23 protein-coding genes and 2 pseudogenes are annotated in these 20699 nt (G+C 65.8%); 14 read left to right on the plus strand and 11 right to left on the minus strand.

The genetic code is table 11. The features are described from left to right. Positions 1 to 4 precede the first annotated feature (4 nt). From J7I92_RS14920 to J7I92_RS14940, 5 genes are all read left to right on the plus strand, one after another. Positions 5 to 1471 (plus strand): rhamnulokinase family protein, encoded by a 1467-nt coding sequence (locus tag J7I92_RS14920; protein ID WP_214841863.1) that lies wholly within the window; start codon positions 5 to 7, stop codon positions 1469 to 1471. Between the two features lie 146 nt (positions 1472 to 1617). Beyond that, the gene (locus J7I92_RS14925; protein WP_214841708.1) at positions 1618 to 2625 is read left to right on the plus strand and encodes an acetylxylan esterase; all 1008 of its coding nucleotides are present in this window, start codon (positions 1618 to 1620) and stop codon (positions 2623 to 2625) included. A 327-nt stretch (positions 2626 to 2952) separates the two neighbouring features. Then, positions 2953 to 4107 carry a 3-deoxy-7-phosphoheptulonate synthase gene (locus J7I92_RS14930; protein ID WP_214841710.1) on the plus strand — a complete coding sequence of 385 codons (1155 nt, stop codon included), beginning with the start codon at positions 2953 to 2955 and terminating at the stop codon, positions 4105 to 4107. 168 nt (positions 4108 to 4275) lie between these two features. Further along, positions 4276 to 4488, plus strand: a complete 213-nt coding sequence (locus J7I92_RS14935; protein WP_214841713.1) for a helix-turn-helix domain-containing protein — start codon at positions 4276 to 4278, stop codon at positions 4486 to 4488. A gap of 190 nt (positions 4489 to 4678) precedes the next feature. Continuing rightward, on the plus strand, positions 4679 to 4777 hold the full coding sequence (locus J7I92_RS14940; protein WP_003792170.1) for a 30S ribosomal protein bS22: 99 nt from the start codon (positions 4679 to 4681) through the stop codon (positions 4775 to 4777). Positions 4778 to 4870: 93 nt separating this feature from the next. Here the strand turns inward: J7I92_RS14940 and J7I92_RS14945 are convergent, their stop codons facing one another. Next, on the minus strand, positions 4871 to 5689 hold the full coding sequence (locus tag J7I92_RS14945; RefSeq protein ID WP_214841715.1) for an HAD family phosphatase: 819 nt from the start codon (positions 5687 to 5689) through the stop codon (positions 4871 to 4873). Between the two features lie 71 nt (positions 5690 to 5760). Between J7I92_RS14945 and J7I92_RS14950 the strand changes: the two genes are divergently transcribed. Continuing rightward, positions 5761 to 6015: a glutaredoxin family protein gene (locus tag J7I92_RS14950; RefSeq protein ID WP_214841717.1), complete on the plus strand. Its 255-nt coding sequence runs from the start codon at positions 5761 to 5763 to the stop codon at positions 6013 to 6015. Between the two features lie 78 nt (positions 6016 to 6093). Then, positions 6094 to 6789, plus strand: a complete 696-nt coding sequence (locus J7I92_RS14955; RefSeq protein ID WP_214841719.1) for a redox-sensing transcriptional repressor Rex — start codon at positions 6094 to 6096, stop codon at positions 6787 to 6789. Between the two features lie 30 nt (positions 6790 to 6819). On the opposite strand, the gene J7I92_RS14960 is transcribed toward J7I92_RS14955, so the two are convergent. The 3 genes from J7I92_RS14960 to J7I92_RS14970 form a co-directional block, all read right to left on the minus strand. After that, positions 6820 to 7488: a hypothetical protein gene (locus J7I92_RS14960; protein WP_214841721.1), complete on the minus strand. Its 669-nt coding sequence runs from the start codon at positions 7486 to 7488 to the stop codon at positions 6820 to 6822. Positions 7489 to 7780: 292 nt separating this feature from the next. Next, complete coding sequence (locus tag J7I92_RS14965) at positions 7781 to 8641, minus strand: hypothetical protein (protein ID WP_214841722.1); 861 nt, start codon at positions 8639 to 8641, stop codon at positions 7781 to 7783. 248 nt (positions 8642 to 8889) lie between these two features. Next, complete coding sequence (locus tag J7I92_RS14970) at positions 8890 to 9438, minus strand: YceI family protein (protein ID WP_214841724.1); 549 nt, start codon at positions 9436 to 9438, stop codon at positions 8890 to 8892. 221 nt (positions 9439 to 9659) lie between these two features. Between J7I92_RS14970 and J7I92_RS14975 the strand changes: the two genes are divergently transcribed. From J7I92_RS14975 to ccsB, 5 genes are read left to right on the plus strand one after another with little or no spacing between them, the layout of a single operon-like run. Next, positions 9660 to 10325 (plus strand): histidine phosphatase family protein, encoded by a 666-nt coding sequence (locus tag J7I92_RS14975; RefSeq protein WP_214841726.1) that lies wholly within the window; start codon positions 9660 to 9662, stop codon positions 10323 to 10325. A gap of 17 nt (positions 10326 to 10342) precedes the next feature. Next, the gene (locus J7I92_RS14980) at positions 10343 to 10975 is read left to right on the plus strand and encodes a TlpA disulfide reductase family protein (RefSeq protein ID WP_214841865.1); all 633 of its coding nucleotides are present in this window, start codon (positions 10343 to 10345) and stop codon (positions 10973 to 10975) included. 16 nt (positions 10976 to 10991) lie between these two features. Continuing rightward, the gene (locus J7I92_RS14985; protein WP_214841728.1) at positions 10992 to 11747 is read left to right on the plus strand and encodes a cytochrome c biogenesis CcdA family protein; all 756 of its coding nucleotides are present in this window, start codon (positions 10992 to 10994) and stop codon (positions 11745 to 11747) included. After that, positions 11747 to 13579 carry a cytochrome c biogenesis protein ResB gene (locus tag J7I92_RS14990; protein WP_251039976.1) on the plus strand — a complete coding sequence of 611 codons (1833 nt, stop codon included), beginning with the start codon at positions 11747 to 11749 and terminating at the stop codon, positions 13577 to 13579. Before J7I92_RS14985 ends, J7I92_RS14990 begins: the two co-directional genes overlap by 1 nt. Further along, positions 13579 to 14697, plus strand: a complete 1119-nt coding sequence (gene ccsB / locus J7I92_RS14995) for a c-type cytochrome biogenesis protein CcsB (protein ID WP_214841730.1) — start codon at positions 13579 to 13581, stop codon at positions 14695 to 14697. Before J7I92_RS14990 ends, ccsB begins: the two co-directional genes overlap by 1 nt. Before the next feature lie 61 nt (positions 14698 to 14758). Here ccsB and ykgO read toward each other — a convergent pair whose 3' ends face one another. The 6 genes and pseudogenes from ykgO to J7I92_RS15025 form a co-directional block, all read right to left on the minus strand. After that, on the minus strand, positions 14759 to 14881 hold the full coding sequence (gene ykgO / locus J7I92_RS15000) for a type B 50S ribosomal protein L36 (protein WP_011693081.1): 123 nt from the start codon (positions 14879 to 14881) through the stop codon (positions 14759 to 14761). 91 nt (positions 14882 to 14972) lie between these two features. Next, a complete protein-coding gene (locus J7I92_RS15005; protein WP_214841732.1) occupies positions 14973 to 16091 on the minus strand; it encodes a GTP-binding protein in 1119 nt (372 codons plus the stop codon). Positions 16092 to 16135: 44 nt separating this feature from the next. Continuing rightward, positions 16136 to 17512, minus strand: coding sequence for an FAD-dependent oxidoreductase (locus J7I92_RS15010; protein ID WP_214841734.1), 1377 nt, complete (start codon positions 17510 to 17512; stop codon positions 16136 to 16138). A 190-nt stretch (positions 17513 to 17702) separates the two neighbouring features. Next, positions 17703 to 18680 (minus strand): annotated as a pseudogene (trxB, locus tag J7I92_RS15015) (thioredoxin-disulfide reductase). A gap of 21 nt (positions 18681 to 18701) precedes the next feature. Beyond that, complete coding sequence (locus tag J7I92_RS15020) at positions 18702 to 19124, minus strand: arsenate reductase ArsC (RefSeq protein ID WP_214841736.1); 423 nt, start codon at positions 19122 to 19124, stop codon at positions 18702 to 18704. A 27-nt stretch (positions 19125 to 19151) separates the two neighbouring features. Then, the gene (locus J7I92_RS15025) at positions 19152 to 19319 is read right to left on the minus strand and encodes a hypothetical protein (RefSeq protein WP_214841737.1); all 168 of its coding nucleotides are present in this window, start codon (positions 19317 to 19319) and stop codon (positions 19152 to 19154) included. A 109-nt stretch (positions 19320 to 19428) separates the two neighbouring features. Between J7I92_RS15025 and J7I92_RS15030 the strand changes: the two genes are divergently transcribed. Further along, a complete protein-coding gene (locus J7I92_RS15030) occupies positions 19429 to 19779 on the plus strand; it encodes a metalloregulator ArsR/SmtB family transcription factor (RefSeq protein ID WP_214841738.1) in 351 nt (116 codons plus the stop codon). A 67-nt stretch (positions 19780 to 19846) separates the two neighbouring features. Here the strand turns inward: J7I92_RS15030 and J7I92_RS15035 are convergent, their stop codons facing one another. Beyond that, positions 19847 to 20311 (minus strand): PLD nuclease N-terminal domain-containing protein, encoded by a 465-nt coding sequence (locus J7I92_RS15035; protein ID WP_214841739.1) that lies wholly within the window; start codon positions 20309 to 20311, stop codon positions 19847 to 19849. 60 nt (positions 20312 to 20371) lie between these two features. Here J7I92_RS15035 and J7I92_RS15040 point away from each other — a divergent pair. Continuing rightward, positions 20372 to 20650: pseudogene (locus J7I92_RS15040) on the plus strand (DUF4229 domain-containing protein); the annotation flags it as partial. Positions 20651 to 20699 lie beyond the last annotated feature (49 nt).

Below are 20699 nucleotides of genomic sequence, written 5' to 3' on the forward strand. Positions count from 1 at the left end.
TCCGATGACAGCCAACAACACAGCAGCAAACACCGCACCGGCCATGGCCGGTGCGGTGTTCGCCGCAGTAGATATCGGCGCCTCCTCCGGCAGGCTCATCCTCGGCCGCGTCACGGCCGGCAGCGTCAAGCTCGAAACGATCCACCGGTTTCCGAACGGGGTGGTGGAGTCCGACGGCGGCCTGCGCTGGGATTTCGACGCGCTGTTCGCCGAGGTGCTCACCGGCCTCGCGGCCGCGGCCCGCGTCGCGGGGGAACGCGGCGAAACCATCAGAAGCATAGGGATCGACACCTGGGCCGTCGACTACGGCCTGGTCAACGCGGCCGGGGAGCTCACCGCCCAGCCTTTCAGCTACCGCGATGACCGGAGCCGCGCCGCCGTCGTCCGCGTCCACAGGAAGCTGGACCCGGCACGGCTCTATGCGACCACCGGGCTGCAGTTCCTGCAGTTCAACACGATTTACCAGTTGGCGAGCGAACGTGACCTCGACGGGCTGCAGGCGCTGCTCATCCCGGACCTGATCGCCTTCCTGCTCACGGGGCAGCGGCGCACTGAAGCCACCAACGCCTCCACCACCGGCCTCTTCGACGCCGTCGCGGGGGAGTGGGCCGCCGGGTTCCTGGCTGCCCTGGATTTGCCTACAAAGCTGTTCCCGCCGCTGATCCAGCCGGGCAGCACGGTCGGTACCGTGCTGCCCGGCATCGCCGCCCGCACCGGACTGGCCGAAACAGTCAGGGTGGTGGCCGTCGGCTCGCACGACACCGCGTCCGCCGTCGCCGCCGTCCCCGCCAGCAGCGGTAACTTCGCCTACATCTCCTCCGGCACATGGTCGCTGGTGGGAGTCGAACTCAATCAACCGGTGCTCACCGAGGCGAGCCGCCAGGCGAACTTTACCAATGAACGCGGGGTGGATGGCACCATCCGGTACCTCCGCAACGTCGGCGGGCTGTGGCTGCTCAGCGAGTGCCAGCGCACCTGGGCGGACCAGGGGTACCGGCCTTCGCTGGGCGGACTGCTCGAAGCCGCCGCGGCGCTCCCGGCGGGCGGACCCCAGATCAATGCCGACGATCCCTACTTCATTGCCCCGGACAACATGCCCGAGCGGATCCGCGCCGCGGTGGGGAGCACGGGAGCCATCCTGGCCGACGATCCCGCGGCGATCACCCGCTGCATCCTGGACAGCCTGGCGGCCGGCTACGCCCGGACCATCGCCGACGCCGAGCGGCTCGCGAATGTGCAGGTGGAGGTGGTGCACATCGTGGGCGGCGGCTCGCAAAACCGGCTCCTGTGCCAGCTCACGGCCGATGCCACCGGGAAGCGCGTCATTGCCGGGCCGGTGGAGGCCACGGCACTGGGCAACGTCCTGGTCCAGGCCCGGGCCGCGGGCGTCGTCAGCGGCGGGCTCGGCGAGCTGAGGGCCCTCGTGCGCGGCTCGCAGCCCTTGGAGAGCTACCAGGCCGCGCTGGTCTGAGTGGCGGACTGTGTCCAGGAACGTCATCTCCGGCCGCACTTCGACACAGTCCTCAACCTGGCGTCGCGGCGGCTGGAAGCCGCTGTGCCTGCCTGACAGGATCAGCACACCCGCACATCAGCCCGCCGTCAGAGAACTGGAATCCCATGCCTCTTTTCGACCTTCCGCTTGAGCAGCTCCGAAACTACACGTCCGGCGTCACCGCGCCGTCCGATCTTGATGCATTCTGGGACAGCACCATCGGTGAAGCCCGGAAGTACCCGCTGGGCGCCGTGTTCGAGCCCGTGGACAACTACCTCACCGTGATTGAGACCTTCGATGTCACATTCGCCGGCTTCGGCGGGTCCCCGGTAAAAGGCTGGCTGCACCTTCCGGCAAACCGCCCGGCGGATGAGCCGCTTCCCGTGGTCGTGCAGTACGCGGGCTATTCCGGCGGGCGCGCCCTGGCCAACCAGGACGCGAAGTGGGCGCAGGCCGGCTACGCGCATTTCATCATGGATACCCGCGGGCAGGGATACGGCGGCATCGTGGGGCACACCGCCGATCCGCATCCGTCCGCGGGCGATGTGGCGCATGCAGGGCTGATGACCCGGGGCGTCGGAAGCCGCGAGGACTACTATTACCGCCGGGTCTATGTGGACGCCTTCCGCGCCGTGGAGGCCGCGCAGGCGCATCCCGCCGTCGACGCCTCCCGGGTTGTGGTGGCGGGCATCAGCCAGGGCGGCGGCATCACGGTCGCCGTGGCGGGACTTGCTGCCGGAAGGCTCGACGGCGTGATCGCCGCGCTGCCGGATGTCCCCTTCCTCCAGGACTTCCCCCGCGCCATCGACATCACGCCGCGCGGGCCGTACCCCGAAATCGCCGCCTTCCTGGCCCGGCACCGCGACCGTTACGAGCCCATCCTCGCCGTGCTGAACTACTTCGACGGGGTCAACCTCGGCAGCGCGGCCACCGTTCCGGCGCTGTTCTCAGCTGCGCAGATGGACGATATCTGCCCGCCGTCGACGGTGTTCGCGAGCTTCAACGCCTACGGGACCAGGGCCGGCGGCGGAGTGTCCAAGGACATCGAGGTGTACCGCTTCAACAACCATGAGGGCGGCCAGGAGCACCAGTGGAACAGGCAGCTGGAGTTCCTGCGCAAGCTGCTCGGCTGACGCTGCTCGGCTGACGGCCGGGGGACTTTCCATCAGCCCCAAACCAGCGCGAACGGACAGTTGAGACCCCGCAGGAAGGGGCCTCAAGTGTCCGTTCGCGCAGGGACGATTTGCGGACCGGGCGATCCTGCGGTTATGGTCGTGGCTATGACTAACCGTTGGTATGCGTATTTTTCGTTGGCTCTGGAGGGGCCTGCGTCTAACTGACACGCATCCAACTTTCCTTCAGAGCCAACAGGGCAGAGATCATTCTCTGCCCTTCGCCATTTCTCCGGCGGGTTCTGATCTGGGCCCGCTCCGCACCCATCCGGAACAGGACCCGCACCCATGAGCACCGCAGCAGCCACCGAAACACAGCCTTCCGCTTCACTGGAAAACCCTGCCTCCACGCAGAAATCAACATCCAACCTGCGCGTCAGTGAATTCCAGGCGCTGCCGTCGCCCCAGGACATGATCGCGGAACTGCCGCTGGACGCCCGGGTGGCAGACGTCGTCGAACGCGGCAGGGACGAAGTCCGGGCCGTCATGGACGGCGTGGATGACCGGCTGCTGGTGATCGTGGGACCCTGCTCCATCCATGACCCCAAGGCCGGCCTGGAATACGCCCGCAGGCTGGTGAGCCAGGCGGAGAAGCACAAGGAAGACCTGCTGATCGTCATGCGGACCTACTTCGAAAAGCCCCGCACCACGGTGGGCTGGAAGGGCCTCATCAACGATCCGCACCTGGACGGCAGCCACGACATTGCCACCGGGCTGCGGGCAGCGCGCCACTTCCTGAAGCAGGTCACGTCGCTGGGCCTGCCCACCGCCACGGAATTCCTCGAACCCGTCAGCCCCCAGTACATGGCCGACCTCGTCTCGTGGGGTGCCATCGGCGCCCGCACCACCGAAAGCCAGATCCACCGCCAGCTGGCGTCCGGGCTGTCCATGCCCATCGGGTTCAAGAACGGGACCGACGGCGACCTCCAGGTTGCCGTTGACGCCTGCAGCGCCGCCGCGGCGTCCCAGGCATTCCTGGGGATCGACGGCGACGGCCGCGCCTCGCTCGTGGCCACGGCCGGCAACCCGGACACCCACGTGATCCTCCGCGGCGGACGCAAGGGCCCCAACTACTCCGCGGCCGACGTCGAAGCGGCCTCCGCAAAGCTCGCTGCCAAGCAGCTCAACCCCAGGCTGATTGTGGACGCGAGCCACGCCAACAGTGGCAAGAGCCACCACCGGCAGGCCGAGGTGGCCCTGGAGATCGGCGCCCAGCTGGAGGACGGCGGGACCGCTGCCTCGGCGATTGCCGGCGTCATGCTGGAGAGCTTCCTGGTGGGCGGGGCGCAGAACCTCGACGTGGCCGAACACGCTGCCGGCACCGCCCAGCTGGTGTACGGCCAGAGCGTGACGGATGCCTGCATGGAGTGGGACGTCACGGCATCCGTGCTGGCCCAGCTGGCAGCGTCCGCCCGGAAACGCCGGGGTGTCCTGGAAGGCTAGATCCGCAAGGACCAAGCCGAAACTGGTTACACGGAATCACTTTCACTGTGGCACCAGGAGCCACTAGAGTAACTAGCACAGGGTAGGTTGATGGCTCAGCATCGGCACACCCCAATGGGGTTTCAATGGGGTCGCCTTTATCAGCTGTTAACTAAAGGAATAAGGGAAATGTCCGCAGAGTCGAACTTCTCGAACGCTCAGTTCTTGACTGTGGCCGAAGTGGCCGAGCTCATGCGCGTTTCCAAGATGACCGTGTATCGCCTTGTCCATTCCGGAGAGATGCCGGCCGTCCGCTTCGGGCGGTCCTTCCGGGTGCCGGAGGCCGCCGTCGAACAGTACGTCAAGGGTGCTGTTGTGGAAGGCCAGTCGGACACCGCCTGAACTACCTCAAGGCCGCCGCTGAGGGGTCGCCTTCAGGCGGGCGGTCAGTGGGTGCGCCGGATAAGCGGTACCCTGTTAGGGAACGTTTTTCGTTATTGTAAGAATCTGTCAGTTAGTTGTTTAGTCTGTTGCTTAGTCCACGGACCTCTTCCATCAGACAGGTACTCCATCTAGTTTGTAAGGAACTTTCGTGGGTTCAGTTATTAAGAAGCGTCGCAAGCGTATGGCCAAGAAGAAGCACCGCAAGTTGCTTCGTAAGACCCGTCACCAGCGCCGTAACAAGAAGTAGAGATACTTCGCACAGCGTGAGATGCCCGTTGCCTTCCAGGCAGCGGGCATTTTCGTTTCCTGCTTGTGCGCGAAGGCTAGTTCCGACGCCGGCTTAGACGGTGGGGCCGCGGAAGCGGGTGAAACCGCGCCACAGGCCGTAGACAGCCCCGCCCACGGTGGCGGCTTTCAATCCAAGCGTGGCGGCGCGGCGTCCTGAGCGGAAGTCGTACACCGGCCAGTTGTTGTCCCGGGCGTGGCGGCGAAGCCGGGCGTCGGGGTTGATGGCCACGGGATGGCCCACCAGGCTGAGCAGCGGAATGTCATTGTGGGAGTCGCTGTAGGCCCAGCAGCGGCGAAGGTCGAGGTCCTCGGCGTCGGCGATGCCCTGGACCGCCACCGCCTTGGCCTGGCCGTGCAGGATGTCGCCCACCAGCCGGCCGGTGTAGGCGCCGTCCTGCACCTCGCCCACGGTTCCCAGCGCGCCGGTCAGGCCCAGACGGGTGGAAATCACGGTGGCCACCTCGATGGGGGTGGCCGTCACCAGCCACACCATGCGTCCGACGCGGAGGTGCTGCTGGGCCAATGCCTTGGCGCCGGGCCAGATCCTGGACTCGATCATTTCGTCAAAGACTTCTTCGCCGAGTGCTTTGATGTCCTCCACGGTAATGCCGGCGGCCAGCGTCAACGCCGAGTCCCGGACGGCGTGGACATCGTCCATGTTCTCGCCGCGGAGGATGAACTTGAACTGCTTCCAGGCCATCCCGGCTGCCTGCGGCAGGGTGAACGCACCCCGCTGGTGCATTTTCCGGGCCACATGGAAGAGGCTGGCGCCCTTCATGAGGGTGTTGTCGACGTCGAAGAAGGCGGCTTCGCCGTGCTGTGACACGCCGGCCGGATGCCGGACTACGGCGACGTACTTCTCCTCGGGCATGACTTGAGTCTAGTCAATGCCCGGCCGGGGTGCCGTCGCGGCGGGGCGGCGGCTCGGGCTACGGTTGAAGCATGGCAAAACCCGACGTCGTCCTCATCACCAAAGCTGACTGCCACCTCTGCGAGGCGGCCCGCGCCGCCGTCGGACGGGTGACGGCCGCACTGGGACTGGAGTGGACAGAACAACAGGTGGACGACCAGCCGGAGCTGCGTGAGCGCTACGCCGAAGAGATCCCCGTGGTGCTGGTGGACGGAATCCAGCGTGACTTCTGGAAGATCGACGAAACCCGCCTGGACCGGATCCTGCGCCAGGCCGTGGCCAAGTAGCCGCCGTGACTCACGCTTTGTTGGCAGTACGGACGGGGCTCTAGAGTGGACTCACAACGCGACGCAATGGAGCAGATAGTGACTTCGCTGGATTCATCCCCCGAGGCTGTCCATGGGGAAAGCGGAACTGCGGCCAAGCAGATTCCGCCCGCGGCCGTGGCACGGCTGACCATCTACTTGCGCGCCCTCACCACCATGCTGGCCGAAGGCGTTGAACGCGTTTCCTCCGAATCACTGGCTGAAGCCTCGGGCGTGAGTTCCTCCACGCTGCGGAAGGATCTCTCGCACGTCGGTTCGTACGGAACACGCGGTGTCGGGTACGAAGTGGCGTACCTCAGCCGCAACATTTCAGCGGCCCTCGGGCTCACCCGCGACTGGAAAGTGGCAATCGTAGGCGCCGGTAACCTGGGCAAGGCCCTCGCCCGGTATGGCGGCTTTGAATCCCGCGGGTTCGACGTCGTGGCCATTTTTGATGCGGACCAGATGGTGGTGGGCAACGAGGTCGGCTGGCTGCGGGTCAGCGACGTCGCGGACCTGGAACCGGTCCTGCAGCGCACCGGCGCCAACATGGTGGTTCTGGCCCTGCCGGCTGCGGTGGCGCAGGCTGTCTGCGACCGCGTCATCGCCGCCGGAGTCCACAGCATCCTCAGCTTTGCGCCCGTCATGCTGCAGGTGCCGCCGGACGTGAACCTGCGCAAGGTGGACATGGCCACCGAACTGCAGATCCTGGCCTACCACGCCCAGCGGACCCAACTGCCGGGCGCCGGCGAATAACCAGGGGCTTTGTAGTTAGCGGGCCCGGCTTTAGTGGGTGTACGGGAAGCCCGGCTGCGCGGAGGGGTTGCCGAACGGCCGGAACCTGCCGAAGTAGGGCGCTGCGCCGGGGAGGTACAGCAGCACCACCGCAGCCGCCCCCGCGAGGATGGATGGAGTGCCTAGGCCCATCTGGAAAATGCCCAGCAAGGAGAACGCGGCGAAGATGGTGCCAAGGATCCGCGCCCAGTTCCGGCCCTTCCTGATGTTGAAGGCGACCAGCGCGTAGAGCAGTACGCCGATGGCAGCGATCAGCATCACCATGCCCACCACGATGCCCTTGAGGGCCTCGAAATCAACGTCTGCCCCGCTGGTGGCCAGCCGGGCATCGAACTGGCTGCGCATGGCCGGGTCGTCGATTGAACCGATGGAGAGGAATACCGAGCCCACCCAGAGGAGACACGCGATGATCAACAGCCAGAAGGAGATGTTCACCAGCGGGGGAGCGGCGATACCGGCGGCCGAACTCCGCTGCTGGGGCAGTTCCGAGGGATAGACGAGGTACTGCGGCTGGCTGAACTGCTGCGGTTGGCTGAACTGCTGCGGTTGCGAATACTGCGGCTGGCCGAACTGGGACGTATGGCCGTAATGCGGTGCCTGTGCGTACTGGGGAGCCGGCGGCTCGTTGGGGGACGACGGCGGGACAGGCGGAGTGCTCATGGTGATCCTTTGCGAGTCGGCTACTGAGTAATCGGCTACCGGGATCAGCCACGTCATCCTGCCCCCAGTGTGATTGTGGTAACACGGTACCGTGCACACGGGCTTCCGGGGATGGTTTTGCGCCTCAATTTCGGCTCAAGAGAGGGGGGACAAAAGGAACGGAAAAAGCACTGCGGGAAACGTGCAGCGGGCGCGGACTCCGGAGGCCGGCGGCATGTTGCGCCGACGGCGTCCTGAGTCCACGCCCGCTGGCTGTGGAAAGGCTTGCTGTGGAACGTGAAGGGAGTAGGGCTTAACGGCCGTACGGGTTGCCCGGTTGGGGATACGGGTTCCCGAACGGCTGCTGCTTCCGGAAGTAGGGCGCGGATGCGGGGAGGTACAGCATGACGATGGCCGCGATGCCCAGCAATGCCGAGAGGGTGCCGATGCTGGGCGGGAACAGGCTGAAGACTGACAGGGCGGCAAAAACGGTGCCGAGGATACGCGCCCAGTTCTTGCCCTTGCGGACGTTGAAGGCAACCAGGGCGTACAGCCCGGCGCCGATCAAGCCAAACACCACCATCATGCCGATCACCAGGCCCTTGATCGACTCAAAGTCGATGCTCGCGCCCCCGCCGGCGGCTTCCATCTGTTCCTCGAAGCTGCGCCGCATCGCGGGATCGTCCAGGGCAGGGATGGCAACCAGGATGGAAATGAGGGACAGTACACCGGCGGCAATGATCATCCAGAACGCATTGTTGACCATCTTCGGGACCCCGCCGGCCGCCGCACCACCCTGAGGCTGCTCGGACGGGTACTGCGCATACGGGGACTGGCCGTACTGCTGCGGCGCCTGGCCGTAAGGCTGCTGCCCGTACTGCGGCGTGGCGGGGGACTGCTGCCCGTACTGCGGAGCAGCAGGAGGCTGCTGCCCGTATTGCTGCTGGCCGTACTGCGGCGTGGCGGGGGACTGCTGCCCGTACTGCGGAGCAGCAGGAGGCTGCTGCCCGTAATGCGGCTGCCCGTACTGCGGAGCGGCAGGGGGCTGCTGTCCGTACTGGGGCTGGCCGTACTGCGGGGCGCCGGGGGAGTGCTGTCCGTACTGGGGCTCGGGCCCGGGCTTGCCGTTTTCAGGTTCGTTCTGGTCAGCCGGGTTTACTGGAGGCGTGCTCATCGTTGGTCCTTTGTGCGTCGACTACTGACTAAACGGGTACCGGGATCAGTAGCGGTTCCCTGCCCCCAGCATGGTTTGATTCCACCGTACCGCGCCCCGGGCGCCCGGTGGATCATTCTGCGGACGTATTCTGGGCGCTCCGGTTTAAACACAGCGCCCCGCTCCGTCGCGGGGACGGGCGGGGCGCTGTGATGGTGGGAAAACCTGCGTCCGGCAGGCAACCAGGGATGGCTGACCCGGGGAAGAGCCTATGCGGCCGGTGCGATGAACGCGAGCTCGAGGTTGATGCCAACCTTGTCGCTGACCAGGACGCCGCCGGCTTCGAGAACGGCGTTCCAGGTCAGGCCGAAGTCCTTGCGGCTGATGGTGGTCTCGGCGGTCAGGCCGGCGCGGGTGTTGCCGAAGGGGTCCACGGCCACACCGTGAAGCTCGGTCTCGAGGGCCACGGGGCGGGTGACGCCCTTGATGGTCAGATCGCCCTGGAGCTCGTAGGCATCGCCCTTGGGAACGATCGCGTTGGACACGAACGAGATCTCCGGGAACTTCTCGACGTCGAAGAAATCCTCACCGCGGACGTGGCCGTCGCGGTTCACGTCGCCCGAGTCGAAGCTGGCCGTCTGGATAGTGGCGTTGACCTTGGAGTCGGCAACGTTCTCGGCGAGGTCCAGCGTGGCGGCGGCGTCCTTGAACTGGCCGCGTACCTTGCTGATCCCTGCGTGGCGGACCGTGAAGCCGATTTCGCTGTGCGAGTTGTCGAGGGTCCAGGTGCCGGTGGTGATGTTGGTGGGCAGTGCCATGGTGTTGCTCCTTGTGTTCTGTGGTGGAAAGACTCTTGGGACGGACATCTGATCGCCAGCCGAGATTCTTCTTGGTTGAAGTCTCAACTAACTCCTGCATCCAGTATAAACATGCATTTGCATGTTTTATTCCAACTCCAGGGAACATTTCTCCAAACTTCCCAGTTCTACTTCCTGTAGAAGATTTCAGATCGCCCGACATCTTTGAGAAACTGGTAAACATGCCCCAAGCAACCGTTCATCTCCTGCGCCACGGCGAGGTCCACAATCCGGACGGCATCCTCTACGGACGCCTGCCCGAATTCCACCTCTCCGAACTCGGCCAGCGGATGGCTAAGACGCTCGCGGTCCACTTCAGCGACCGCGTTGCCGACGGCGCGAATATTGCCTACCTGGTGGCGTCGCCGTTGACGCGTGCCCAGGAAACCGCCATGCCCATCGCGGAAGCGCTCAAGCTGGAGATCCACACCGAGGCGCGCATTATCGAAGCCCGCAACCACTTCGAGGGCCTCCGGGTCAACAAAGCTGAACTCCGTAAGCCCAAGCACTGGCCGTACCTGCGCAACCCGTTCGTCCCGTCCTGGGGCGAGCCCTACAAGGACCAGGCGGCCCGTGTCATCGCCGCCGTCCAGGACGCGCGCCTGCGTGCCATTGAGCTGGGCGGTGACCGCGCCGAAGCCATCCTGGTCAGCCACCAGCTTCCGATCTGGTCGACAAAGCTGAGTGCCGAGGGCAAGCCCCTCTGGCACGATCCGCGCAAGCGCGAATGCACGCTGACGTCCATTACCTCGCTGGTGTTCGACGACGACGGCGGCCTGTTACGCGTTGAGTACAGCGAGCCCGCTGCCGCGCTCCTGCCCGGCGCCTCGAGCACTCCGGGGGCCTGAGCGTGGGCGGTTCCGAGATCAACAACACAAACGGCGCAGCCAACAAAGGGCGCGCAGCTTCCCGCCGCAGCGTCCTCGCCGCCGGAGGCCTGGGGCTGGCCGCCCTGACCCTGGGCCTTTCCGCGTGCGCCCAGGAGGACGCCCTGGCCAAGCAGGCAAGGGCCGGCGACAACAAGAACTACGTGGCCGGCGACGGCTCCGTCACCGAGTTCGCCGCTGCGGACCGCAAGTCACCTGTCAGCATCAAAGGCACCCTGTTCGACGGCACCACCGTGGAGCCGGCGGACTTCGTCGGGAAAGTCACCGTGCTTAACTTCTGGTTTGCGGCCTGCGCGCCGTGCCGGGTTGAAGCACCCTCCCTGGAGGCACTGCACCAGGAGTTCAAGGCGCAGGGCGTGCAGTTCTACGGAGTAAACCTCCGGGATGAAAAAGCCGCCGCCGAAGCCTTCGACAAGACCTTCAACCTGACCTACCCCAGCTTCCACGACAAGGACGGCGGCGTGCTCCTGGCGGTCTCCGGCCTGGTTCCTCCGGGGGCTGTGCCCACCACGCTGGTGCTGGACAAGCAGGGCCGGGTTGCCTCCCGTGTCCTGGGCGAAATCCAAAAGGGCACGCTCAAGGCCCTCATCACCGCCGCAGTGGCAGAGTAACGGCGGCGCCTCCACCGTGAACAGCCCCTTCGCCGAAGCCATCCTGAACGGTTCGCTGCTGCTTGCCATTCCGGTGGCACTGCTCGCCGGACTCGTCTCCTTCCTCTCACCCTGCGTCCTCCCGCTGGTGCCGGGGTACCTGGGCTATGTCACCGGACTGACCGGCGTTGACCTGCAGAAGCAGAAGCGCGGCCGGATGCTGGCCGGAATCGGACTGTTCGTCCTGGGCTTCTCGGTGATTTTTGTCCTGCTGGGCGGTGCGTTCGGCCAGCTGGGATCCCTGATCAGCGGCGGCCAGAATGCCTGGATAACCCAGGTGCTGGGTGTCCTGGTGATCATCATGGGCGTGGTGTTCATGGGCGGCTTCGGCTGGCTGCAGCGGGATGCCAAGATCCACGCCAAGCCGCCCGCCGGTCTGTGGGGTGCACCGCTGCTGGGCATCACCTTCGGCCTCGGATGGGCGCCGTGCATCGGTCCCACCTACTCGGCCGTTCAGCTGCTGAGCATGTCCGGAGGATCCTCGGCGGCCAAGGGCGCGTTCCTGGCCTTTGTGTACAGCCTGGGGCTTGGCATACCGTTCCTGCTGATCGCCCTGGCCGTCCGCCGCGGCGTCGGAGTGATGTCCTTCTTCCGCAAGCACCGCCTGGCGATCCAGCGGATCGGCGGGGGAATCCTGGTGGTGCTCGGGCTCCTGATGGCCAGCGGGGTGTGGGGCGCCTGGGTTTCCGGCCTGCAGTACTGGTTCCAAACCGATGTGAAACTGCCGATCTGATGAGCGAGCGAGTGAACGAAAAAAACAACCCTGCGCCGGAGAACACAGCGCACAAAACAGGTGCGGACAAAGCGGGCGCGGACAAAACTGCGGCGACTCCCGTGGCCAAGGCCAAGGCTGAAGCGGCCCTGCCGACACTGGGGATCAAGGGCATGCTGCGCTGGGCCTGGACCCAGCTGACCAGCATGCGCACCGCGCTGTTCCTGCTGCTCCTGCTGGCGGTTGCCGCCGTGCCCGGGTCGTTGTTCCCGCAGCGTCCGGCGAACCCGTCGATCGTGACGCAGTACATCGCGGACCACCCTGACTACGGCAAGATCCTGGATTCCCTCCAGCTCTACGACGTGTACTCCTCGGCGTGGTTCTCCGCCATCTACATTCTGCTGTTCATCTCGCTGATCGGCTGCGTGGTCCCCCGCGCGATTGCGCACTACAAAGCGATGCGGTCGCAGCCTCCTCGGACTCCGGCAAGGCTCTCCCGCCTGCCCGAGTACGGCACACTGGTGATCCCCGCGGACGCCGGGATCCCGGCGTCGCGCGCTATTGCGGACGCTGCCGCGAAGCTGAAGAAGCGCGGTTACCGCGTTGACGTGAGGAACGACGACGCCGCGCGGCCGTCTTTGGGGGCCGAGCGCGGCTTCCTGAAGGAAGTCGGCAACCTGGTCTTCCACACCTCGCTGATCGGCGTGCTCGTGTCCGTGGCGGCCGGCGGCCTGTTCGGCTACAGCGGGCAGCGGATCCTGGTGGAGGGCGACACCTTCGTGAACACCCTGGTGGGCTATGACCAGTTCACCCCGGGCACCAACTTCGAGAGCAGCCAGCTCCAGCCGTACTCCATCCAGCTGGACAAGTTCCAGATCACGTTCGACCGTGAATCGAAGGGCAAGTTCGGCCAGCCCATCGACTTCAAGGCCGATGTGACTACCAAGGAAAACCCGGACGCGCCCGCCGAGAAGCAGGTTTTGAAGGTCAACGATCCCGTCAGCCTGGGCGGGACCAGCATCTACCTCACCGGCAACGGCTACGCTCCCGTGGTGACTATCCGCGACGGTGCCGGGAATGTGGCGATGCAGGGCCCCGTGGTCGCCAAGCTGCAGGGGGACAACTACTACTCCTCCGTGGTGATCAAGGTCCCCGACGCCCGGCCTGACCAGCTTGGCTTCGCCGGCTTCTTCCTTCCCACCGCGTTCGTCACCGAAGAGGGCGTCTCCTTTAGCGGGGACCCCGAGCTGATCAACCCGCAGCTCACCCTGAACTCGTACTTCGGCGACCTGGGCCTCGATGCAGGCTCGCCGCAGAACGTCTTCGAGCTCGACGTTAAGAAGCTGACGCCGCTCAACGCCCGGAACCTCGACGCCGGCGGCATCACGCTGGCGCCCGGCAGCAGCTACACGCTCCCGGACGGCAAAGGCTCCATCAGCTTCGACGGCGTGAAGCGCTACATCGGTGTGGACATCCACCACAACCCGGGCCAGCTCTACGCCCTCATCTTCGCGCTGCTGGCCGTGGCCGGGCTGGTGACCTCCCTCTACGTGAACCGCCGCAGGGTCTGGGTCCGGACGGGAACGCACCAGGACGGCCGCACCATGGTGGAATACGGGCTCCTGGCCCGCGGCGAAGACCACCGGCTTGCGGCAGAGGCGGAGACCATCCGCGGGCTGCTGGCCGATGAATGGGGCCTGGAATCCGGGCAGAACAACTCCCAGAATGCTCCCAGCACCCAAGGGGATAATGGGCCGGCGGACAGGAGCGGGAACCCGGTCTCCGCCGAACCGCCCACAGAAGACTTCATCCAGTCAACAGCAGGCTCGCACGAGTCGAAGAAGGACCAGTAATGTTCCCCATCAACGAAACCATGGGCCAGTACAGCGAGCTCTTTATGCTGCTGGCCGCCGGCACCTACACCGTTGCCTTCATCGCCTTCGCGTGGGACCTGGCCAAGAGCAGCAAGGCACTCCGTGCCGTGGACCTCAAGGCTGCAGCGGCCGCCGAAGCCATGGCCAAGGTTCCGGTCACCGCAGGAGCGGGGGCAGGTGCAGCCGTCGACCGTGCCGCCGTCGACCGCGCTGAATCGGATGTCAGCGGACCGGCCGGCCGGGCCGAGCGCCCGTCGTCGGCAATCGGGCGGGTGTCCCCCGGCGGTGCAGGCGCCGCCGGGCAGACAGCCGATGCCGGGATGCGCTACGCTGCCGAACGCCGCGTTCCCGCCCGTGTGGCGGTCGCCCTGACCGTGCTGGGTGCGGCGATCCACGGCGCAGGTGTGGTCACCCGTGCCGTCGGCGCCGGTCGCGTGCCGTGGGGCAACATGTACGAGTTCCTCACCACCGGCGCCTTCGTGGCGGTGGCTGTCTTCCTGCTGGTCCTGGTCCGCCGCGACCTGCGGTTCCTCGGCACGTTTGTGATCGGACTCGCCATCATCATGCTGGTGGCGGCTTCCGTGGCGTACTGGACGCCCGTGGGCCACTTGGTGCCGGCGCTGCAGAGCTACTGGCTGATCATCCACGTCTCCATCGCCGTTATTTCCTCCGCGCTCTTCACCCTGACTTTCGCGATGTCCGCCCTGCAGCTTGTGCAGGCCCACCGGCAGAAGACGATTGCTGCCGGTGGAGCGGACAAGCTGGGCTTCATGCGCCTGGTGCCTTCGGCGCTGAGCCTGGAAAACCTGTCCTACCGCATCAATGCCGTTGCATTCGTGGGCTGGACCTTCACCCTGATGTTCGGTGCCATCTGGGCCGAGAAGGCCTGGGGCCGGTTCTGGGGCTGGGACACCAAGGAAGTCTGGACCTTCGTGATCTGGGTGGTTTACGCCGGCTACCTGCATGCGCGTGCCACGCGCGGCTGGACCGGCACGCGCGCCGCGTGGCTGTCGATCGTGGGCTACCTCTGCGTGATCTTCAACTTCACCATCGTCAACCAGTTCTTCAACGGGCTGCACTCCTACTCGGGGCTGTAACCAAACGTTAAACGCCAAACGGCCGTCAAGCTTCGCGCTTGGCGGCCGTTTGCATGTGGACTTAGCCCTGCCGTGCCTTCATGCGGGGGTTTTTCTTATTGATGACAAAGGTCCGTCCGCGGCGCCGGACAATTTGTGCGCCGGGGATTTTTTTCAGGGCTCGCAGCGAATTTCGTACTTTCATGGGTGCTCCTCGGTGTTGTGGTTGAGGTGTTGTGGTGGCGGTGGTTGGTCAAGGTGCGGTGGCTGGCGGGTTGCGGCTCGGAGCGGTTTGTTCAGGGGAGGTCGGCTGCACTGAGGTGGAAGGGATCATGCAGTCCGGCAAAACCGGCTGCCATTTCCGCGTCCGTGAGTTCGCAGTCCTTGAGGAGCCGGGCGATTTCGGCCGGGTCCACGTCTTCTCCGGTTGCGGCAATCACGGTGCCGCGGTCCCCGAACTCGGGATGCCAGTCCAGATGCGCGTCGGTGTCCCTGGCCGGGAGCGGCGGAAGCGGGGGCTCTGCCTGGTCTGCCAGCCACGGTCCGGTATTTTCGAGCCAGACCCGCGGTCCGATGTCCTGGATGGCGATCCGGCAGCCCGGGGCGGCGGCAATCCACAGCCTGCCGCGCAGCCAGCAGCAGCCCTCAGCCAGCGTGGCCAGCGCGTGCTTGAACCGTTCCGGGTGCAGCGGGCGCTCAGCGCGGTGGGTGACGGTGGTAAACGGTGACGCGGACGCGGCCGGAATGCGGACCGTGCCCAGTGCCGTCCGGCCCACGGCAGCGGTGTAGTCGTGGTGCCCCGGGCGGAATTCTTCAGCCGCTTCGGATACCTCGGCGTGCGGCGCCAGCTCCCGGAGAAGCTTCACACCCCGTGCCCGGACCTGCGGATCCACCGGTACCAGCTCAGGGTCCGCCAGCAGCAGCGTGTCGTTGAACGAGAGCTCGCCGATCAGGAATTCGCCCGCCGTCCGCTGGTCTTCCGGGATCGGTGTGAAGCCGGATTCAAACAAGGTGCGGTGGTCCCAGATATGGTCCTCCACGGCGTCCGGCGAGCAAGCCAGCACCGCGGAATCAACGGTGAACTTGCGGGACAGGCCTTTGCTGAGGCCATGGAGCGCCACCGACACGGGCACCACCGGGGGCAGGCCCACAATGACCTGGGCGTGCCCGGCCGCGGCGAGCCGTTCAACCGTGGGAACGACGTCGAGCCGCACGGTGCAGCTCAGGCAGCCGTGCTCCAACAGCGCTTCACGGCGTTCCAGCAGCCCGGCGCGGTTGAAGATGCGCCGGATGACCAGGCCGTTTTCCATCAGGTCATGGAAAACCACGACGGCGGCGGGGTACTTTTTCGCGATTGCTTCACAGGCCTGCTGGCGGCAGGAAGCGTCGAGGGAGCTGACAAGGGTGAGATGCATACCGACACTCGAATGAGAATCGTTCGCATTTACAACCGTGCCCTTCAGTCCTTTGCGGAGCGGCCGTGAGCCAGGCCGGTGGAAAAGCCGATCAGTTCGGGTTCCGGAACGCTGCAGCATCCTGCGTCCGTTGCGAGCGCGGTGGCCGCGCCGGGAACATCACAGCTGGTGCCGGCGTCCGTGGAACAGACCCCGGTCTCGGGAAGTTGGAGCCGGACCGTATCTGCGGCTTCCCGGTCTCCCGCCAGGGCGGCTGCGACGGACCGGACCTGCTCGTAGCCGGTGGCCAGAAGGAACGTCGGTGCCCGCCCGTAGGACTTCATGCCCACAATGTAGAAGTCCTCGTCGGGGTGGGCCAGGAGCGTGGCGCCGTGCGGCGGGACCGTGCCGCAGGAGTGGAATTCCGGGTCGATCAGCGGGCCGAGCTGGCGTGGCGCTTCTACGGCGGGGTCCAGTTCCAGCCGGAGTTCGCGAAGGAAGTCCAGGTCCGGGCGGAAGCCGGTGCAGGGCACCACGATGTCAGCGTCCACGGTGCGTCCGTCAGCCGCTGTCACGGTGACCCCGGAGTCCAGGGACTTGAAGGAGGCGATGCCGAAGCCGGTGTGCAGTTCGATGGTGCCGGCGTCGACCAGCCGGCGGAGCCGGCTGCCGAGCTGGCCACGGGCGGGCAGCCCGTCGGCGTCGCCGCCGCCGTAGACTTTCTCGGCGGAAGCGCCGCGGACGGCCCACTGGATGCTGGTGTCCGGGGCACCTTTGGCGAGGTCGGCGAGGCTGATGAGGGTGTTGGCGGCGGAGTGGCCGGCGCCCACCACCAGTACGCGGCGGCCGGCGAAGTCCTTGCGGTCCCGGCCGGTGACATCGGGCAGGGGCGAGGAGATGCGCTCTGCTGTCGCGTCTTCACCGATGGCAGGAAGGCCTGAGGTGCCCAGCGGGTTGCGGTTTGGCCAGGTGCCGGACGCGTCGATGACGCCCGCCACCGTATGGTCGCGGATGTCGCCGTCCTGGTACTCGATCCGGACGACGAATGGGGTGGCCCTGCGCTGCAGGGTGTGGGTCTTGTCCAGGCCTGTCCGGGTTACGGCGATGACGCGGGCGCCGGTCTTCAGCCGGGAGCTGACGGCCGGAACGGCGACGAGCGGCGCGAGGTAGTTGTCAACAAGTTCGCCGCCGTAGGGCAGTGCGGTGAGGCGGGGCTGCTGCCAGCCGGAGGCCTCGAGCAGGCGGACGGCGGCGGAGTCGAGGTTGAACCGCCAGGGTGAGAACAGCCGGATGTGGCGCCACTGCGCGACGGCGGCGCCCGCCGTCGGTCCTGCCTCGAAGATCATCGGTTCCAGGCCGCGTTCGAGGAGGTGTGCCGCGGCGGCCAGGCCAGCTGGTCCGGCGCCGATCACTGCAACGGGAAGGTTCGTCGTTGGATTCAAGGCGTCCTCTGTTTTCGTCCGGGTTTATGCAGGCTGTAACCGCCCGCCCAACTACTCAGTTAGGCGGGCGGGCGGGAGGGTGCTTAGCAGCAGTCCTGGTCGGTGCAGGTTTCGTCCTCGCAGCAGCCGGAACTGGTGCAGTAATCGGTATCCATTCAGCTCACCCCCTTCCTTGCTCGGGTGCCTGGTTTCAGGCGTGGGTGGGTTCTTCCACCAGCGCGGTGGCAATGCTGTCGGCATCGTCCAGCGCGGCGAGGTACCGTTCGGCGTCGAGGGCCGCCGCGCACCCGGTGCCGGCCGCTGTGATGGCCTGGCGGTAGCGGTGGTCCACGGCATCGCCGCAGGCGAAGACGCCGGAAAGGTTCGTGACCGTGGTGGGGGAGTCCACTTTGATGTAGCCCTCGGTATCCAGGTCCACCTGGCCTTCGACAAGTTCCGTCCGCGGAACATGTCCGATCGCCACGAATATGCCGGTTGCTGCGTGTTCCCGGGCTTCGCCGGTGCGGGTGTCGGTCAGGGTGACGCCGCTGACCTTGCCGTCGCCGTGGATGGCTGTAACGGCCGAGTGCCAGGCAAAGCTGATCTTGGGGTTGTCCTTGGCGCGCTGGGCCATGATGCGGGAGGCCCGGAGCTCGCCCTTGCGGACCACCACGGTGACGGTCCGGCCAAAGCGGGTCAGGAACATGGCTTCCTCCATGGCGGAATCGCCGCCTCCCACCACAATGATGTCCTGGTCGCGGAAGAAGAATCCGTCGCAGGTGGCGCACTATGAGACGCCGTGGCCGCTGAGTTTCTTCTCCTCCGGCAGGCCAAGTTCCTTGTAGGCGGAGCCGGTGGCGAGGATGACGGCGGGTGCCTCGTGCGTCTCGCCGGCGCCGGTGACTACGCGCTTGAGGTGCCCGGAGAGCCGGACCTCAGTAACGTCGTCGAACACCACGTTGGCGCCAAACCGCTGCGCCTGCTCCTGGAGGCCGTCCATGAGTTCGGGGCCCTGGATGCCGGCCGGGAAGCCGGGGAAGTTCTCCACTTCGGTGGTGTTCATCAGTGCTCCGCCCGCGGTGACGGAACCGGCGAGAACGAGGGGCTTCAGGCCTGCCCGGGCCGCGTAGATGGCCGCGGTGTATCCCGCAGGGCCGGACCCTATGATGATCAGCTGTTCGTTGCTCATGGTGTCTCCTGGGTCGGGCGGTTACTTGGCGGCGGGGATGAGGGATTCGATCAGGCCCTCGATGCGGGTCTTGATCTCGTCGCGGATGGGGCGGACGGCGTCAACGCCCTGCCCGGCGGGATCCTCCAGGACCCAGTCCTCGTAGCGCTTCCCGGGAAAGTAGGGGCACTCGTCGCCGCAGCCCATGGTGATCACTACATCGGATTCCTTGACCGCCTCAGTGGTGAGGATCTTCGGGATTTCAGCGGACATGTCGATGCCGACTTCTGCCATGGCTTCGACGGCGGCCGGATTGACCTTGTCACCGGGTTGGGATCCTGCGGACCGGACCTCGATCTCGCCTTTCGCCAGGGTAGTCAGGAAGGCTGCGGCCATCTGGGAGCGGCCGGCGTTGTGGACGCAGACGAACAGGACGGACGGTTTCTTGGCGGTTTCGGTGCTCATGAAGTTCTCCGGGAAAGGTAGCGGCTGTTAGCGGGACGACGACGGGGCTGAAGTAACGCTTGCGGGCCGTAGGGCCGCGTACACAAGTGCAACAAGGACGGGGACTTCAATCAAGGGCCCGACGACGAAGGGCCCGACGACGGCCGCCAGCGCGGCATCCAATGCGTTCGCCGATGGTTGGGTCTGGGTGTTCACGGGACTCCTGTACTGCTCAGCTCGTCAGCGTCCATAAATTGATGAAGATCGATATAGGCAGTATCACCAGCCATATCGATGAATGTCAATATGTGTGCATAATGGGTTCATGGAGTCTCTGCAAATTCTTGAACCCGCGGTGGATGCGTCGTGCTGCACGCCGTGCGGCAACCCTGCAATGGATGCCGACGAGGCCCAACGGAGAGCTCTCGTCTTCAAGGCCCTCGCTGATCCCAACCGGCTTCGCCTGCTGTCCATCGTCAAGGCAGGCGAGTCGGGCGAGGCTTGCGTGTGCGACCTGACGGAACCCATGGACCTGGGTCAGCCTACGGTGTCGCACCACCTGAAAGTCCTGGTGGAGGCCGGGCTGCTAAACCGCGAGAAGCGCGGCACCTGGGCCTACTACTCCCTCGTGCCCGGCGCGCTTGAAGAAACTGCGGGGCTGCTTACGAGCCTCTGAGGAATGCGGCCAGTGCTACCTGAGCCGGCGCTACCTGAGCCGGCTAGGCCTTCTTGACCTGGAAGGCCTACTTCACCTCATCAGTGCCGTGGGCGTCGTTCTCAGGGTGGTGTGATTCCTTCGGGTGCTTGTCCCCGCGGTGGTTCCCGTCCGGCTTTCCCTTGCCGTCCGCACCGCCCGTACCGGAGGTGCCGCCGTCGAGCTTGCGCTCCTTGGCCTGGAGTTCGTCCTTGAGCTTCTTGAGGCGGTCCGCCTCGGCCTGGTTGCGGCGGCGGAGTTCCAGGTTGCGCAGGAAGTCGGGGTCGTCGTCCGGGGCCGTGGTGTGGCTGTAGGACTGAGGTGCGGGGCTGCCTGCGCGCGGCCGGCCGATAATGAACCAGAGTGCCGCTCCCACCACCGGGAGGATCAGCACCACAATGATCCACGACGTCTTGGAGATACCCCTGGTGAGGTGCTTGTCAGTCCGAATCACGTCCACGAGGCCATAGACGTATATGGCGAGAACGATAACGGCGACCAATACGCGGGGCATACCACCAGTCTAGCGTCCGGACGCCTGGTGCCGGACGGCTAAACTTGGACTGTGGCCTTTATGAGATACTCCCTGATCCGTCTGGCACTGTTTGTGCCGCTGTTCGTGCTGTTCAGCTTCCTGCAACTCGGCATACTGCTCGCCGCAGTCTGCGCCGGCCTCATCGCCTTCGCCATCAGCTACCTGTTCTTCCAGAAGCAGCGCGACGCTGCCACCGCCAACCTGCAGGAGCGCTTCTCCGGCCGGGCCAAGCCCATCCGCAGCGCCGGCGAGGTTGAAGACGCCAACGCCGAGGACACCCTGGTGGATGCCAACCCGGACATCACCGTCCGCTCCGAAGTGCCCCGGACCGAAGCGCCCCGCAGCGAGATTCCCCGCAAGCAAGCGC

Origin of the sequence: Arthrobacter sp. ISL-72 (genome assembly GCF_018613755.1) — a bacterium.
Lineage (GTDB): Bacteria > Actinomycetota > Actinomycetes > Actinomycetales > Micrococcaceae > Arthrobacter.

Coding starts and splice junctions, on each gene's coding strand:
- J7I92_RS14920 (WP_214841863.1), top strand. CDS start 5: ATGACAGCCAACAACACAGCAGCAAACACCGCACCGGCCATGGCCGGT.
- J7I92_RS14925 (WP_214841708.1), top strand. CDS start 1,618: ATGCCTCTTTTCGACCTTCCGCTTGAGCAGCTCCGAAACTACACGTCC.
- J7I92_RS14930 (WP_214841710.1), top strand. CDS start 2,953: ATGAGCACCGCAGCAGCCACCGAAACACAGCCTTCCGCTTCACTGGAA.
- J7I92_RS14935 (WP_214841713.1), top strand. CDS start 4,276: ATGTCCGCAGAGTCGAACTTCTCGAACGCTCAGTTCTTGACTGTGGCC.
- J7I92_RS14945 (WP_214841715.1), bottom strand. CDS start 5,689: ATGCCCGAGGAGAAGTACGTCGCCGTAGTCCGGCATCCGGCCGGCGTG.
- J7I92_RS14950 (WP_214841717.1), top strand. CDS start 5,761: ATGGCAAAACCCGACGTCGTCCTCATCACCAAAGCTGACTGCCACCTC.
- J7I92_RS14960 (WP_214841721.1), bottom strand. CDS start 7,488: ATGAGCACTCCGCCTGTCCCGCCGTCGTCCCCCAACGAGCCGCCGGCT.
- J7I92_RS14965 (WP_214841722.1), bottom strand. CDS start 8,641: ATGAGCACGCCTCCAGTAAACCCGGCTGACCAGAACGAACCTGAAAAC.
- J7I92_RS14970 (WP_214841724.1), bottom strand. CDS start 9,438: ATGGCACTGCCCACCAACATCACCACCGGCACCTGGACCCTCGACAAC.
- J7I92_RS14975 (WP_214841726.1), top strand. CDS start 9,660: ATGCCCCAAGCAACCGTTCATCTCCTGCGCCACGGCGAGGTCCACAAT.
- J7I92_RS14990 (WP_251039976.1), top strand. CDS start 11,747: ATGAGCGAGCGAGTGAACGAAAAAAACAACCCTGCGCCGGAGAACACA.
- ccsB (WP_214841730.1), top strand. CDS start 13,579: ATGTTCCCCATCAACGAAACCATGGGCCAGTACAGCGAGCTCTTTATG.
- ykgO (WP_011693081.1), bottom strand. CDS start 14,881: ATGAAAGTACGAAATTCGCTGCGAGCCCTGAAAAAAATCCCCGGCGCA.
- J7I92_RS15005 (WP_214841732.1), bottom strand. CDS start 16,091: ATGCATCTCACCCTTGTCAGCTCCCTCGACGCTTCCTGCCGCCAGCAG.
- J7I92_RS15020 (WP_214841736.1), bottom strand. CDS start 19,124: ATGAGCACCGAAACCGCCAAGAAACCGTCCGTCCTGTTCGTCTGCGTC.
- J7I92_RS15030 (WP_214841738.1), top strand. CDS start 19,429: ATGGAGTCTCTGCAAATTCTTGAACCCGCGGTGGATGCGTCGTGCTGC.
- J7I92_RS15035 (WP_214841739.1), bottom strand. CDS start 20,311: ATGCCCCGCGTATTGGTCGCCGTTATCGTTCTCGCCATATACGTCTAT.